Annotated in this window: 13 protein-coding genes; 6 read left to right on the forward strand and 7 right to left on the reverse strand. The window is 66.6% G+C overall.

Features of this window, described 5'->3' with window-relative positions; genetic code table 11:
• The first annotated feature begins 51 nt into the window (after positions 1 to 51).
• Positions 52 to 1104, forward strand: a complete 1053-nt coding sequence (locus PY310_RS08910; protein ID WP_275214028.1) for a LacI family DNA-binding transcriptional regulator — start codon at positions 52 to 54, stop codon at positions 1102 to 1104.
• Positions 1105 to 1140: 36 nt separating this feature from the next.
• Here PY310_RS08910 and PY310_RS08915 read toward each other — a convergent pair whose 3' ends face one another.
• The 3 genes from PY310_RS08915 to PY310_RS08925 form a co-directional block, all read right to left on the reverse strand.
• Positions 1141 to 2088: a DUF8083 family protein gene (locus tag PY310_RS08915; RefSeq protein ID WP_275214029.1), complete on the reverse strand. Its 948-nt coding sequence runs from the start codon at positions 2086 to 2088 to the stop codon at positions 1141 to 1143.
• Positions 2089 to 2122: 34 nt separating this feature from the next.
• Positions 2123 to 2929, reverse strand: a complete 807-nt coding sequence (locus tag PY310_RS08920; protein ID WP_275214030.1) for an exodeoxyribonuclease III — start codon at positions 2927 to 2929, stop codon at positions 2123 to 2125.
• Between the two features lie 93 nt (positions 2930 to 3022).
• Positions 3023 to 4819, reverse strand: coding sequence for an AMP-binding protein (locus tag PY310_RS08925; protein ID WP_275214031.1), 1797 nt, complete (start codon positions 4817 to 4819; stop codon positions 3023 to 3025).
• A gap of 161 nt (positions 4820 to 4980) precedes the next feature.
• Between PY310_RS08925 and PY310_RS08930 the strand changes: the two genes are divergently transcribed.
• A complete protein-coding gene (locus PY310_RS08930) occupies positions 4981 to 6114 on the forward strand; it encodes an acyl-CoA dehydrogenase family protein (RefSeq protein WP_275214142.1) in 1134 nt (377 codons plus the stop codon).
• A 100-nt stretch (positions 6115 to 6214) separates the two neighbouring features.
• On the opposite strand, the gene PY310_RS08935 is transcribed toward PY310_RS08930, so the two are convergent.
• The 4 genes from PY310_RS08935 to PY310_RS08950 form a co-directional block, all read right to left on the reverse strand.
• The gene (locus PY310_RS08935; RefSeq protein WP_013599688.1) at positions 6215 to 6418 is read right to left on the reverse strand and encodes a cold-shock protein; all 204 of its coding nucleotides are present in this window, start codon (positions 6416 to 6418) and stop codon (positions 6215 to 6217) included.
• Positions 6419 to 6669: 251 nt separating this feature from the next.
• Positions 6670 to 7866 carry an acetyl-CoA acetyltransferase gene (locus tag PY310_RS08940; protein WP_275214032.1) on the reverse strand — a complete coding sequence of 399 codons (1197 nt, stop codon included), beginning with the start codon at positions 7864 to 7866 and terminating at the stop codon, positions 6670 to 6672.
• Positions 7863 to 8558, reverse strand: a complete 696-nt coding sequence (locus PY310_RS08945; RefSeq protein WP_275214033.1) for a CoA transferase subunit B — start codon at positions 8556 to 8558, stop codon at positions 7863 to 7865. Before PY310_RS08945 ends, PY310_RS08940 begins: the two co-directional genes overlap by 4 nt.
• A 28-nt stretch (positions 8559 to 8586) precedes the next feature.
• Positions 8587 to 9303: a CoA transferase subunit A gene (locus PY310_RS08950; RefSeq protein ID WP_275214034.1), complete on the reverse strand. Its 717-nt coding sequence runs from the start codon at positions 9301 to 9303 to the stop codon at positions 8587 to 8589.
• A 199-nt stretch (positions 9304 to 9502) separates the two neighbouring features.
• Here PY310_RS08950 and PY310_RS08955 point away from each other — a divergent pair, with 199 nt between their 5' ends.
• From PY310_RS08955 to mmsB, 4 genes are all read left to right on the forward strand, one after another.
• Positions 9503 to 10291 (forward strand): IclR family transcriptional regulator, encoded by a 789-nt coding sequence (locus tag PY310_RS08955; protein ID WP_275214035.1) that lies wholly within the window; start codon positions 9503 to 9505, stop codon positions 10289 to 10291.
• Positions 10292 to 10384: 93 nt separating this feature from the next.
• On the forward strand, positions 10385 to 11884 hold the full coding sequence (locus tag PY310_RS08960) for a CoA-acylating methylmalonate-semialdehyde dehydrogenase (protein WP_275214036.1): 1500 nt from the start codon (positions 10385 to 10387) through the stop codon (positions 11882 to 11884).
• Positions 11884 to 12960 carry an enoyl-CoA hydratase/isomerase family protein gene (locus tag PY310_RS08965; RefSeq protein ID WP_275214037.1) on the forward strand — a complete coding sequence of 359 codons (1077 nt, stop codon included), beginning with the start codon at positions 11884 to 11886 and terminating at the stop codon, positions 12958 to 12960. The genes PY310_RS08960 and PY310_RS08965 overlap by 1 nt, the downstream gene beginning before the upstream one ends.
• A complete protein-coding gene (mmsB, locus tag PY310_RS08970; RefSeq protein ID WP_275214038.1) occupies positions 12953 to 13876 on the forward strand; it encodes a 3-hydroxyisobutyrate dehydrogenase in 924 nt (307 codons plus the stop codon). Before PY310_RS08965 ends, mmsB begins: the two co-directional genes overlap by 8 nt.
• Positions 13877 to 13914 lie beyond the last annotated feature (38 nt).

The following is a 13914-nucleotide window of genomic DNA, read 5'->3' on the forward strand; positions in this document are numbered from 1 at the left end:
GCCGGGGCAGCGGGCAGCAAGGATCTGTCAAAGCTGCAAAGGGGGTAGTCTGTGGCACGCATTACGGAAAGGTCGCAACGTGGCGGCCACAGCGGCGTCAGTATTGAGGACGTGGCCGCGGCGGCCGGAGTGTCCACTGCCACCGTGTCGAGGGCAGTGCGCGGGCTGCCCCGGGTTTCGCCCGCCACCCGGGAGAAGATCCTGGAGGTGGCGGGGGCCCTGGGCTATGTGGCGTCTTCGTCCGCTTCGGGTCTGGCCACCGGCCGGACCAAGACGATCGGTGTGCTGGCCCCTTTTGTGAGCCGGTGGTTCTTTTCCAAGGCCATCGAGGGAGCCGACCGCGAGCTTCATGCCAGGCAGTACAACCTGTCGCTCTTTAACCTCGGCGGGCACGGCAGTCACAGGGAGCGCCTCTTCAGCAAGACCATGGTCTACAAGCAGATCGACGCCCTGCTGGTCCTGTGTATGGCGCTCACCCCCGATGAGTTGGACCACCTGCAGAAGATCGATATCCCGCTGATTGTGGTCGGCGGGCACGTGGAGGAGTGCGCGTATATCGGGATCGACGATTATGCGGCCTCCTCCACGGCCGTGCGGCACCTGATCGACCTCGGGCACCGCGATATTGCCCTGCTGCACGGTGACGACGAGACCGATCTCAACTTCGACGTTCCCCGCGTGCGGATCCTCGCCTTCAAGGAAGTGATGGCCGAGGCGGGTCTGCCCATCCGCCCTGAGTGGGACGAATGGGGTGACTTCACGGTCCGCAGCGGCCAGGAGGCTTTCAGGCGCCTGTGGGAGCGGCCCGGCGCCAAACCCACCGCCATCTTCTGCGCCTCCGACGAAATGGCCATGGGCGTTATCTTTGAAGCCGCCCGGGCCGGGGTCTGCGTGCCGCAGGACCTGTCCGTGGTAGGCATTGACGATCACGATTTCGCTGACGCCATGGGCCTCACCACGGTGCGGCAACGGCCGGATGAACAGGCCGAACTGGCCACCAAGATGCTCCTCGACGAACTGAACGGTGTGGCAGGAGCCGTTCGTTCCGCCGTCGCTCCCCACCAGCTCATCGTCAGGCGCACGACGGCGGCGCCTCCGTCCTAGGGCAGCGCACCCGCCAGGGGGCGGGGGGAGTTCCGGTCAGGAGGCGCGCGCCAGCTGCCGGATGGGGATCCACCGCGACGCGAGCCGGCGGTAGGCCGCCGCGGCGCCCGTCATGTCCCCCTCGGCAAGGCACTCGATCCCCAGCCGGATGTCCATCGGCGACTCATCCGGATACACCTTGTCCGCGACGGCGCCGTAGTCCAGCTCCACCATGGAGTTCACGTGGAACAGCTCGAGCCACTCGGTCAGCTGGGCGAGATCATCCAGCATGTCCAGGTCCGGGGCAGCCAGCGCCAGGTTTGCCACCGCGTACCGTGCCCGCTCCATGGCCTCCGTGATGGGTGCCCACACCCTGACCGTGAGGATGCGCCCGCCGGATTCCACCACATCTTTATGGTCGCCCTCGGCAAACAATGAGAACCAACTGAACGGTATGCCCCAGGTGGAAGCGCGGGTGTGCACACGGATACTGCCGTCGCGGGCCTTGACCTGGTCGATCCGTTCCTGGTGCTTGTCCCGCTGTTCCTCGGGTATCAGCATCTCGGCCAGCGGGCCGTGGATTCCCTCCATCAGGGCGTTCGCGGCGAGGCCCGCGCGCAGGACCAGTTGACTCGGGCAGTACAGCAAAACACGCTCGGCACCGCCCTTACGGGACTCATCACCCGCGGCGGCAGCACCGGCGTCGGAAGTTCCCGCCTCCGGAGCCTCAGCGCGCGCAGCGGCGTGACGCCCCGCTCCGGGCGCGCTGGTCACCCTGACCAGGTCCGTTCGCCCGGTCGGGAACGGGTCCCCGCCGGCACGGGTGATCCGGCCCAGCGAAGCCAGGAGCTCGGCGTTTTCGACGGCGGCCCGGGAGGCAGCGCGTGCGCCGGCGGCCCGGATGGCTTCGCGCTGGCCTGCGGGGAAGGCTTCCAGCGGTTCGTAGACCCGGAGCGTGGAGGAAAACGGCAGGCCGGCCTGGCCCCGGTACAGGTTTCCCGTCACGGCGTTTCCCCTTCCCGGCTCCCGGCAGCGGCCATCAGTCAGTCAGTTCCACAATGACGGGGGCATGGTCCGAGGCGCCCTTGCCCTTGCGTTCCTCGCGGTCGATGGACGCGCCCGTGACCCGGGCGGCCAGGGCGGGGGAGCCCAGCACGAAGTCGATGCGCATGCCTTCCTTCTTCGGGAACCGCAGCTGGGTGTAGTCCCAGTAGGTGTAGACGCCGGGCCCCGGGGTGTACTCGCGGGCGAGGTCCTTGAAGCCGGCCTCCTCGAACGCGTGGAACGCAGCACGTTCGGGCGGACTGACGTGGGTCAGCCTGTTGTTCACGAAAAGGTCAATGTCCCAGACGTCTTCATCGAACGGCGCAATGTTCCAGTCACCCATCAGCGCAACCTGAGCGGCGGGGTCGGCGGTGACCAGGCTCTGGGCATGGGTCTTCAGGGACTCAAGCCACTTGATCTTGTAGGGCATGTGTTCATCGTCCAGCGACCGGCCGTTGGGAACATAGAGGCTCCAGACCCGGATGCCGGCACAGGTGGCGGCCATGGCGCGGGCCTCCTGCACGGGATCCTTGCCTTCCTTGCCGAACGCGGGCTGGTCCAGGAACGTGCGCTCCACGTCTTCCAGGCCCACCCGGGACGCGATGGCCACACCGTTCCACTGGTTGACGCCGAAGTGGGCCACCTCGTAACCCATGCGTTCGAACAGCTCCCAGGGGAAGTTCTCGTCCTTGCACTTGGTTTCCTGGATGGCCAGGACATCGCAGTCACTGCGCTGCAGCCAGGCCTCCACACGGTCGGCGCGGGCACGGAGGGAGTTCACATTCCAGGTAGCAATCTTCACAGTCCCTAACTTACCTTGGCCGTGCAGGTGCGGGTAAAGCCCTGCCCCGGCATCCCGCCCCGCACCGGTTCGCGGGCCTCACAGCCCGGCGTGTCAGCCCTTCAGCCCCGGGAAATCCGCGTCAGAGTACTCGACTCCATAGCCGGCAGCCGCGGTTGCGGTGCCCCCGGCCTTGCCCGCCGGCTCCCCGCCGCCGGTGCCCGTGCCGGTTCCCGTGCCGTGCCTGGCTTCCTCGCGATGCCGCAGCTCCACGCGGCGGATCTTGCCGGAGATGGTTTTGGGCAGCTCCGCGAATTCGAGCCGCCGGATGCGCTTGAACGGTGCCAGGTGCTCCCGGCAGTACCGCAGGATGTCCTCCGCCAGTTCCGGTCCCGGCTCCAGCCCGGCCACCAGAACCACGTAGGCCTTGGGCAGGGAAAGCTTCAGGGCATCAGGCGATGGCACCACCGCCGCCTCGGCTACCGCCGGGTGTTCGAGGAGCACGCTCTCCAGTTCGAACGGCGAGAGCCGGTAGTCCGAGGACTTGAAGACGTCATCGTCCCGGCCCACGTAGGTGATGGTTCCCCGTTTGTCCCTGCTGGCCATGTCGCCCGTGTGGTAATAGCCGCCGCGGAACGCGTCCGCGGTCTTCGCGGCGTCGCCGTAGTAGGACTTCATCAGGCCGACGGGCCGCTGATCAAGCCGAAGGCACAGCTCGCCGTCGTCCCCTTCCTCCCCGGTGTTGGGGTCCACCAGCACCACGTCGTAGCCCGGCAGAGGCAGCCCCATGGCACCGATGGTTACCGGCTGGCCCGGCGTGTTGGCCACCTGGACCGTGCTTTCGGTCTGCCCGAAGCCGTCGCGGATGGTCTGGCCCCAGGCGCGCTGCACCTGGTCGATCACCTCGGCGTTCAGCGGCTCACCGGCCGACACCACCTTCAAAGGGGGAGTCTTCAGCAGCTTCAGGTCCGCCTGGATCAGCATGCGCCATACCGTGGGCGGGGCACAGAAGCTGGTGACGCCTTCACGGTCCATCTGCTCCATCAGGGCGCGGGCATCGAACCGCTCGTAGTTGTAGACGAAAACACATGCCTCCGCGATCCACGGTGCGAAGAAGTTGGACCACGCGTGTTTGCCCCATCCCGGGGAGGCGACATTCAGGTGGACGTCCCCCGGTTCCAGGCCGATCCAGTACATCGTGGACAGATGCCCCACGGGATAGGACGTGTGCGTGTGCTCCACCAGTTTGGCCTTGGACGTGGTCCCGGACGTGAAGTAGAGCAGGAGCGTCTCATCTGCCCTCGTGGGGGCGCCGGGTTCGAAGGTGGCGGGCGCCGTCGTCGAGTCCGCGTAGTGGAGCGCCGGAGCGGATTCCGGTGCCGGTGTCTGTTCGGATGCGCCGGGGCCGCCGATCTCAATCAGGCGGTAGTTGCCGGGAACGCCGGCGAACTTGCCAATGTTGGCATGCCCGACGGCGGCCCACCGCGCCTCGCCGCGCTCCACCCGTTCGGCCAGGTCGGCGGGACCCATCAGCGTTGTGGTGGGGATCAGGACAATGCCGAGCTTGATCCCGGCAAGCATCAGCTCCCACAGCTCCACCTGGTTGCCCAGCATCACAATCATCCGGTCGCCCCGGCGCACGCCCTGGCTCCGCAACCAGTTGGCCACCTGGTTTGACCGGGCCGCCAGGTCGGCAAAACTCCGGCGCGTCGCCGAGCCGTCCTGCTCCACGATCACCAGGGCGGGATTGTTGGCCTTCGCCGGATCAGCAGCGATCTGATCGAACCAGTCGAGGGCGAAATTGAACTCCGCGAACTGTGGCCAGCGGAACTCCCGCCTGGCGCGGTGGTAATCGGAACGGAGGGCCAGCAGGTGGTCCCGTGCTTCCCGGAAATCATCGGTCACTGACAAGGAGAGACCTTTCGCCCACGTGATTGCCATCACTAATATCCAACCCCTGCAATATACTAGGACATCCAAGAGTTTGGAAGACCGAAGGGACGAGGACCGTGGAGTCACCAGGACGTGGGCGTGATGTGACAGACCTTCCGCCGTTTGCCGATGCCGATCTGATGTACATCGCAGACCTGCTGCCGGCCGCCGAGCGGGAGCGGTACGCGGACATGCGTGAGTTTCTCCAATCCGCCGTGCGGCCCGCGTCCATCGACTACTGGAACCGGGAGGAATTCCCCTTCGGCCTGGTGGCTGAACTGGGCAAGCGCGGGCTGGGACAACTGCAGACGGACGGCACCTCGAAGCTGTTCAAGGGCCTGATGTACGTGGAGGTTGCGCGGGCGGACGTTTCCCTCTCCGCTCTGGTGGGAATCCACAACGAGCTGATCGTGGGCATGATCGACGCCCTGGGCTCCGAGGAGCAGAAGCAGCGCTGGCTGCCGGGGCTGGCAACGTTCACACAGCTGGGCGCGTTTGCCCTGACGGAACCGGAGCACGGCTCAGACATCGCCGGCGGGCTTGAAACGTCCGCGCGGCTGGACGGCGGGGAGTGGGTGATCAGCGGCGCGAAACGCTGGATCGGCTCCGGCACCATCGCGGACTTCGCCCTGGTCTGGGCCAGGGACCAGGCGGACGGCCAGATCAAGGGCTTCATTGTGGAGACCGACCGCCCCGGCTACCGGGCCACCAGGATTGCCAACAAGATCGGCCTGCGGATCATGCAGAACGCCGACATTGTGCTGGACAACGTCAGGATTCCCGCGTCCAACCTGCTGCCGGGCGCCACCGACTTCGCCAAAGCCAACGACCTCCTGCGGGATTCCCGGGCCTGGGTCGGGTGGCAGGCTGCCGGCATCCAGCTGGCCGCATTCGACATCGCCCGGGCGTATGCGCTGGAACGCCGGCAGTTTGGCAAGGAGCTGGCCCGCTTCCAGCTGGTCCAGCAGCAGTTGGCGGAGATCCTGGGCAACGCGTCCGCCTCGCTGGCGCTGATGGCCCAGCTCGCCCGGATCCAGGCGGACGGGAAACTGGAGATGGCCCAGGCCGCCATGGCGAAATCAACCTGCACCCGGCTGGCGCGCTCTTCCGTTGCCATGGGACGGTCGCTGCTGGGCGGCAACGGTATTAGTGCCGACTACGAAATGGGCAAGCTTTTTGGTGACGCCGAAATCCTTTATACCTATGAGGGCAGCTACGAAATCAATTCGCTGATCGTAGGGCGGGCCGTCACGGGTAAATCCGCCTTCGTTTAGTTCGGAAGGCGCAAAGCATTGCTTCAGTAAGCACTATTCGCTTAACAAAAAACTGCCCTGGCCATGCTTCGCAGCACGGCCAGGGCAGTTGATCAGAACCTTACAGCGGGCGAATGTTCTCTGCCTGCGGGCCCTTGGGACCTTGGGTCACATCGAATTCGACTTTCTGGTTCTCGTCCAGTGAGCGGTAGCCGCTGCTGGCGATTGCGGAGTAGTGCGCGAAAACATCGGCGGATCCGTCGTCCGGAGCGATGAAGCCAAAGCCCTTTTCAGCGTTGAACCATTTAACTGTGCCTGTTGCCATTGCTAACTTCCTTTGTAACCCTTTTCTGGTCCTGCTCGGACGGCAGGCAGACGCGGAAACTGTGGTCCGCACTCTCAAACCTAGGGGCTGTTCGGTGGCCGTGCAATAGCTACGGTCATCATCCAGTCACTCATGTTATTAAATGGTGTCCGTGTTCCCGGGGCGGATAGGACCGTAACAGTGCAACGCGGAGTCACATCCGGCCCGATAATCCGACCTGGAAGGGCATTATCTGACCCCGTGTTGCTTTGTTAGACGGCCTCGAGGACGCTGACGTAGTTGGCGATGCCCACGCCGCCCATATTCTGGACTGCTGCGCGGCGGGCGCGGCCCAGCTGCATGTCACCGGCCGTGCCGGTGAGCTGCATGGCGGCGATGACGTGCTGGGACACGCCGGTGGCGCCCACGGGGTGGCCCTTGGCCTTGAGGCCACCGGAGACGTTGACGGGCAGCCTGCCGTCCTTGAACACCCAGCCCTCGGTCACGGCGCGGGCGCCCTCGCCCGGTTCCGTCAGGCCCATTGCCTCGTACATCAGCAGCTCGGCGATGGTGAAGCAGTCGTGCAGCTCGGCAAAGTCCAGGTCATCAAGTCCGACGCCGGCCATCGCCAGGGCGCGCTGCCAGGACATGCACGTGGCCGCGAAAGCCGTGGGATCCCGGCGTTCCGCCGGGAAAAAGTCATTCGCATGACCGAATCCCGCCAGCCGAACCGGCGCAGTTGCCCCGCCGGTGGGCGAGGTGGAGAGCACGACGGCGGCGGCGCCGTCGGACACGGGGGAACAGTCGGTGCGGCGGAGCGGGTCCGCCACCATGGGGTTCTTGTCCGAAACGGTGCGGCAGAATTCCTCGCCGAGGTCCTTGCGGAGCTGGGCATAGGGGTTGTCCACTCCGTTGCGGTGGTTCTTGGCCGCGATGGTGCCCAGGACGTCGGAGAGGTTCCCTGCGCTGGCGCCATACCGCTTCCCGTAGTGTTTCGCGACCTCGGCGAACAGGCCGGTGAAGCCCGTGGTGGAAGCTTTCCCGGCCATGTCGTAGTCCGCGCCCAGCAGCGCGGCCCCCACCACGTCGGCCCCTGCCTGGGTCATCTTCTCCGCACCGATGACCAGGACGGTTTTGGCCGTGCCGGCGAGCAGCGACTTGGTGCCCTGCTGGAACGCGGCCGAACCCGACGCGCACGCATTTTCCACCCTGGTGGCGGCCACGTTGACCAGGTCCGGGGAGACCTGCAGGGCCAGGGAGGACGGGAAAGCCAGCGGCATCATGCCGGAGTTGAACTGTCCCAGGTAGATCTCATCGATCTGGCCGGCTTCGATGCCGGCGTTCGTGATGGCGTCGGTGGCCACCTGGACAATCAGGGACTCCAGGGTTTCGTCGGTCAGTTTGCCGAAGCGGCTGTGGCCCCAGCCCGTGAGGAGGACATCCTTGCCGAACTGTTCCTTCAGGCTCATGCCGTGGCTCCTTCGAGGGCGGATTCGTCCAGGTCAGAGTCCAGCGCGACGACGAACGCGGCCTCGGTCTTCTCGCGGATTTCGTCCACGCTGACGCCCGGCGCGAGGCGGGTCAGTGTGAGCTGCCGCCCGCCGCCGTCGTCCGTCTTATGCAAATCAAAGACCGCGAGGTCGCTGATGATCCGGTCCACACAGCTCAGCCCGGTGAGCGGCAGGGTGCATTCTGCGACGATCTTGGCGGTGCCGTCCTTGGCGTTGTGCTCGGTCAGGACCACCACCCGCGGGGTTCCGGCCACGAGGTCCATGGCGCCGCCCATGCCCTTGACCATCTTGCCGGGGATGGTCCAGTTGGCGAGGTCGCCGTTGCCGGAGACCTGCATGGCGCCGAGGATGGCCACCTTGACGTGGCCGCCGCGGATCATGCCGAAGGAGGTGGCGGAGTCGAAGATGCTGCCGCCGTCGAGCACGGTGACGGTCTGTTTGCCGGCGTTGATGAGGTCGGCGTCCTCCTCGCCCTCGTACGGGAAGGGGCCCATGCCGAGCAGGCCGTTTTCGCTCTGCAGGACCACGCGGACACCCTCGGGCAGGTTGTTGGCCACCAGCGTGGGGATGCCGATGCCCAGGTTTACATAGTCGCCGTCGTTCAGTTCCTCGGCCGCGATGGCGGCCATTTCATCCCTGGTCCAGGCCATGGGGTTCTCCTTAGGTAGATTCGGGCGGTTAGGCGGACGCGAGCACGGTGCGGGGCCGGACGGTGCGCTGCTCGATGTCCTTGACCCGGCCGCTTGCCTGGACCAGGTGCTGGACGTACACGCCGGGGGTGATGATGTGGTTGGGATCCAGGGCCCCCGGAGGCAGGATGACTTCGGCCTCGGCGACGGTGACCGCCCCGGCGGTGGCAACCACGGGGTTGAAGTTCCGGGCCGTGTAGCGGTAGATCAGGTTCCCGTCCGTGTCCGCGGTGTGCGCGTGGACGAGGGCGACGTCGGCCCTGATGGCGCGCTCCTGGACGAAAGTTTCGCCGTCGAACTCCGCCAGCGGCTTGCCTTCGGAAACCAGGGTTCCCACCCCGGTCCTGGTGTAAAACGCGGGGATGCCGGCGCCCCCGGCGCGGAGGCGCTCGGCCAGGGTCCCCTGCGGGGTGAACTCCACGTCGAGTTTTCCGGCGAGGTACTGCTCGGCGAAGAGCTTGTTCTCGCCAACATAGGAGGCGATGACCTTCCGGACCTGGCCAGCCTCGATCAGGATGCCCAGGCCCTTGCCGTCCACGCCCATGTTGTTGGACACCACGGTCAGTTCCCGGACCCCGGAATCGCGGACGGCTTCGATCAGGTCCGCCGGGATGCCGCTCAGGCCGAAACCCCCCACAGCCAGTGTCATGCCGTCCTGGAGCAGTTCCTGCAGGACAGCGCCGGCGTTGGATTTAAGTTTGGACATTCCGTCTCCTCGTCGTTGAGTTGGTCAGCGCCTGCCCGGTATCCACTTTGTGGACAAGGGGCCTGATCTAGGAGCCTAGGGATGACGCCAGGGCAGGTCAATGAGGTGAAAGCCTGCGTAAAGCGGATATTTCACGTCGTGGACGTTAGGCTGGGCGGTGTCCACATTGTGGAGCAATTCTTTCCAGCGGGAGGCTTGAATGACCAGTCCGGTCCAGGGAACGCAGGTGGTGGGGCGGGTGGCGGCACTGCTGCGCCTGGTGGGCCGGAAGCCGGGCGGCAGCTCCCTCGCCGGCCTGGTCCGGGAATCGGGCCTGACCCGGCCCACCGTCCACCGGCTCCTCACGTCCCTGGCCGCCGAAGGGCTCCTGGACCACGACGCCGGCAACGGCAACTGGATCCTGGGCCCGGAAATGTTCCTGCTGGGATCGGTCGCAGCGGCCCGGTTCCCGTTTGAGGACATCGCCCGCCCCAGCCTGCGCCGGCTGGCCGAGGAGACGGGCGAAAGTGCCTTTTACTCCATCCGCCGGGGCCAGGAGGCGGTGTGCGTCCTGCGTGAGGAGGGCAGCTTCCCGGTGCGCTCCTTCGTCCTGCATGAAGGGGTCCGGTTTCCGCTGGGCGTGGCCTCAGCCGGGACCGCCATGATGGCGTTCCTGCCGGACGGGGAACAGGCGGCCATCCTGTCGGACTGGGACCAGCACGCCGGCGCCTTCGCCACGGGCCACCGCCGGGATGTGGTCACCGGAAACCTCGAGCAGACCCGGTTGCACGGCTATGCCGTGAATCCCGGCCTGATCCTTGAGGGCAGCTGGGGGATGGGCGCCGCCGTGTTCGACCAGCAGGGCCGTCCCGTCGGCGCGCTGTCGCTGACCGGGATCGAGCCCCGGTTCCGGCCGGCGCGGCAGGAGTTCCTGGGCAAACTCCTGATGGAGGAAGCCCACCGGATGACCGCCAGGCTTCCGACCGGCAGGCCTGCACCGGCCGTCTAAGGCCCGGCGCGCCCACCAGGAAGCCCCCTAGAAATTAGTAGGAAGTCCGAGTAGATTCGGGTTCAAAGATGACCGCATGCAAAGGAGCATTCGATGGTGCACGAGCTTTCACACTACGTCGGCGGCCAGCGGGTCGACGGCACTTCCGGGCGTTTCAGCGATGTCTACGACCCCTGCACGGGCCAGGTCCAGGCGAGGCTCCCGCTGGCAAACAAGGAGGAAGTGGCCAACGCGGTCGCCAATGCTGAGAAGGGCCAGCTTGAGTGGGCGGCCATGAATCCGCAGCGCCGCGGCCGGATCCTGCTCAAGTTTGTTGACCTGGTCAACGAGAACATGGACGAGCTGGCCACTCTGCTCTCCTCCGAGCACGGCAAGACCTTCCCGGATGCCAAGGGCGATATCCAGCGCGGCATCGAGGTGGTGGAGTTTTCCGCCAATGCCCCGCACCTGCTCAAGGGCGAGTTCTCGGACAACGCCGGCACGGGCATCGATGTCCACTCCCTGCGGCAGCCCCTGGGTGTGGTCGCCGGGATCACCCCCTTCAACTTCCCGGCCATGATCCCGCTGTGGAAGTCCGGCCCCGCGCTCGCCGCCGGCAACGCCTTTATTCTCAAACCGTCGGAGCGCGACCCCTCGGTGCCGCTGCGGCTCGCCGAACTGTACAGCGAAGCCGGCGTCCCGGACGGTGTGTTCAACGTGGTCAACGGGGACAAGGAAGCGGTGGACGCGCTCCTGGCGGACCCGCGGGTGAAGGCCATCGGCTTTGTGGGCTCCACCCCGATCGCCCAGTACATTTACGCCACGGCGGCGGCCCACGGCAAGCGCGCCCAGTGCTTCGGCGGCGCGAAGAACCACATGGTGATCATGCCCGACGCCGATCTTGAGATGGCTGCCGATGCGCTGATCGGTGCCGGGTATGGTTCCGCCGGTGAACGCTGCATGGCTATCTCCGTCGCGGTCCCGGTAGGCAAGGAAACAGCCGATGCACTGGTGGCCAACCTGACCGAGCGGGTCAAGGCCCTGAAGGTGGGCCCCAGCCTGGACAAGGACTCGGACTTCGGCCCCGTGGTGGCCCAGTCCGCCAAGGACAGGATCGAAGGCTACATCCAGTCCGGCGTGGACGAGGGCGCAACGCTGGTGGCTGACGGCCGCGGCCTCACCGTGGATGGCTACGAGGACGGGTTCTGGGTAGGCCCCACGCTCTTCGACAACGTCACCAAGGACATGAAGATCTACAAGGAAGAGATCTTCGGCCCGGTACTCAGCGTCCTGCGCGCAGCCGACTACGACGAGGCGCTCAGGCTCTGCTCCGAGCATGAGTTCGGAAACGGCGTCGCGATTTTCACCCGGGACGGGGACGCCGCCCGCGACTTCGCCAGCCGCGTGGAGGTGGGCATGGTGGGCATCAACGTCCCCATCCCGGTCCCCATCGCGTACTACACCTTTGGCGGCTGGAAGGCCTCCGGCTTCGGGGACCTCAACCAGCACGGCGCCGACGCGTTCCGCTTCTACACCAAGACCAAGACGGTCACCACCCGTTGGCCGTCCGGCATCCGCCAGGGCGCCAGCTTCGTGATGCCGGCCGGCAGCTGATGGGCGGTTTCCCCGAAGCGAAGCCGCAAACAGCCGACGTCCTGTTTGAACGCCGCGGCCACCTGGGCATCGTCACCCTCAACCGGCCCAAAGCCGTCAACGCCCTCACCCTCGGCATGGTCACGGCCATCCTGGAGCAGCTCACCGCCTGGGCGGACGACGACGCCGTGGCCACCGTCCTGGTCCAGGGCGCCGGCGACCGCGGCCTGTGTGCGGGCGGGGACATTGTGGCCATCTACCGCGACATGGTGGAGGGAACCGGCCAGGCCCCGGAGTTCTGGACCATTGAATACCGGCTCAACGCGCTCATTTCCCGCTATCCCAAGCCGTACGTTGCCTTCATGGACGGCCTGGTGCTCGGCGGCGGCGTGGGGATCTCGGCGCACGGCTCGGTCCGCATTGTCACCGAGCGCACCCGCACCGGGATGCCCGAAACCACTATCGGTTTTGTCCCTGACGTCGGCGGCACGCTCCTGCTGTCCCGCTCGCCGGGGGAGTCCGGCACGCATGCCGCGCTCACTGGCGCCCACCTGAGCGGGGCGGACGCTTTGTTCCTCGGGCTCGCTGACCACTTTGTGCCCTCCGGCAGCCTCCCTGCGCTCGCGGAAGCGCTGGAAAGCGCGACGCCGGATGCCGCCGTCGGGCGCTTTGTCCAGGAATCGCCGGCCTCGGCGCTGGCGGAGCAGCGGGAGTGGATTGATGCCGCCTATGCCGCCGATGACGCCGAGGAGATTGTGCGCCGGCTGCGCGCCGCCGGCGGTGCGGCGGCCGAAGCTGCCGCCAGCATCGAAGCGAAGTCGCCCACTGCCGTGAAGCTCACCCTCGCATCGCTCCGGCGCGTGCGCGGGCTCTCGCTCCCGGAAGCTCTGGCGCAGGAGTACCGGGTGGGGCTCCGCTGCCTTGAGGGGCCGGACTTCCGTGAAGGCATCCGGGCGCAGGTGGTGGACAAAGACCGCAATCCGCACTGGAAGCCGGCGTCCCTCGCCGAGGTGACCGCGGCCGACGTCGAGCGCTACTTCGCGCCCCTGGGTGAGCGTGAGCTCAAACTTCAGTTAAAGGAGTCCGACCATGTCTGACAGCGCAGCATCCGGCACCATCGCCTTCCTGGGCCTCGGCCACATGGGCGGTCCCATGGCGGCCAACCTGATCAAGGCCGGCCACAGCGTGCTGGGCTATGATCCCGTGCCGGCCGCCGTTGAAGCGGCCAAGGCACACGGCATCCCCATGGCTGCTTCCGCGGCGGAGGCCGTGGCGGGTGCCGCGGTGGTGCTCACCATGCTGCCCAGCGGACAGCACGTCCTGGACGCCTACCGCGGGGGCAACGGGGCACCCGGCCTGCTCTCAGTGGCCGGGCCGGACACCATGTTCCTGGACTGCTCCACCATCAACGTGGACGAGGCCCGCGAGGCTGCAGCGATTGCCGTGGAGGCCGGGCACCGCTCCGTGGACGCGCCCGTGTCCGGCGGAGTGGTGGGGGCGGAGGCAGGCACTTTGACGTTTATGGTGGGCGCCCTCCCCGAAGACTTCGAAACCGTCAAGCCGATCCTGGAGCGGATGGGCAAACGCATCGTGCACTGCGGGGACCACGGCGCAGGGCAGGCCGCGAAGGTCTGCAACAACATGATCCTGGGCGTGTCCATGATTGCCGTCAGCGAGGCGTTTGTGCTCGGCGAGAAGCTTGGCCTGACGCACCAGGCGCTGTTCGACGTCGCTGCCAACGCCTCGGGCCAGTGCTGGGCGCTGACCACTAACTGCCCCGTCCCGGGACCCGTCCCCACCAGCCCGGCCAACCGGGATTACCAGCCGGGTTTCGCGGGCGCGCTGATGGCCAAGGACCTGCGGCTTGCCCTCAACGCCTTGGAAAGCACTGGCGTGGCGGCGCAGATGGGGCCGCTGGCCTCAAGGATTTACGACGAATTCGCCGCGGGGGACGGCGCCGGCCGTGACTTCTCCGGCATCATTACGGACATCCGGGACAAGTCAGCCACGTAGCGTTGGCAGGGACACATTTTTCATTGACGGAACCAAAG

It is taken from the genome of Pseudarthrobacter naphthalenicus, assembly GCF_029076445.1.
GTDB lineage: Bacteria > Actinomycetota > Actinomycetes > Actinomycetales > Micrococcaceae > Arthrobacter > Arthrobacter naphthalenicus.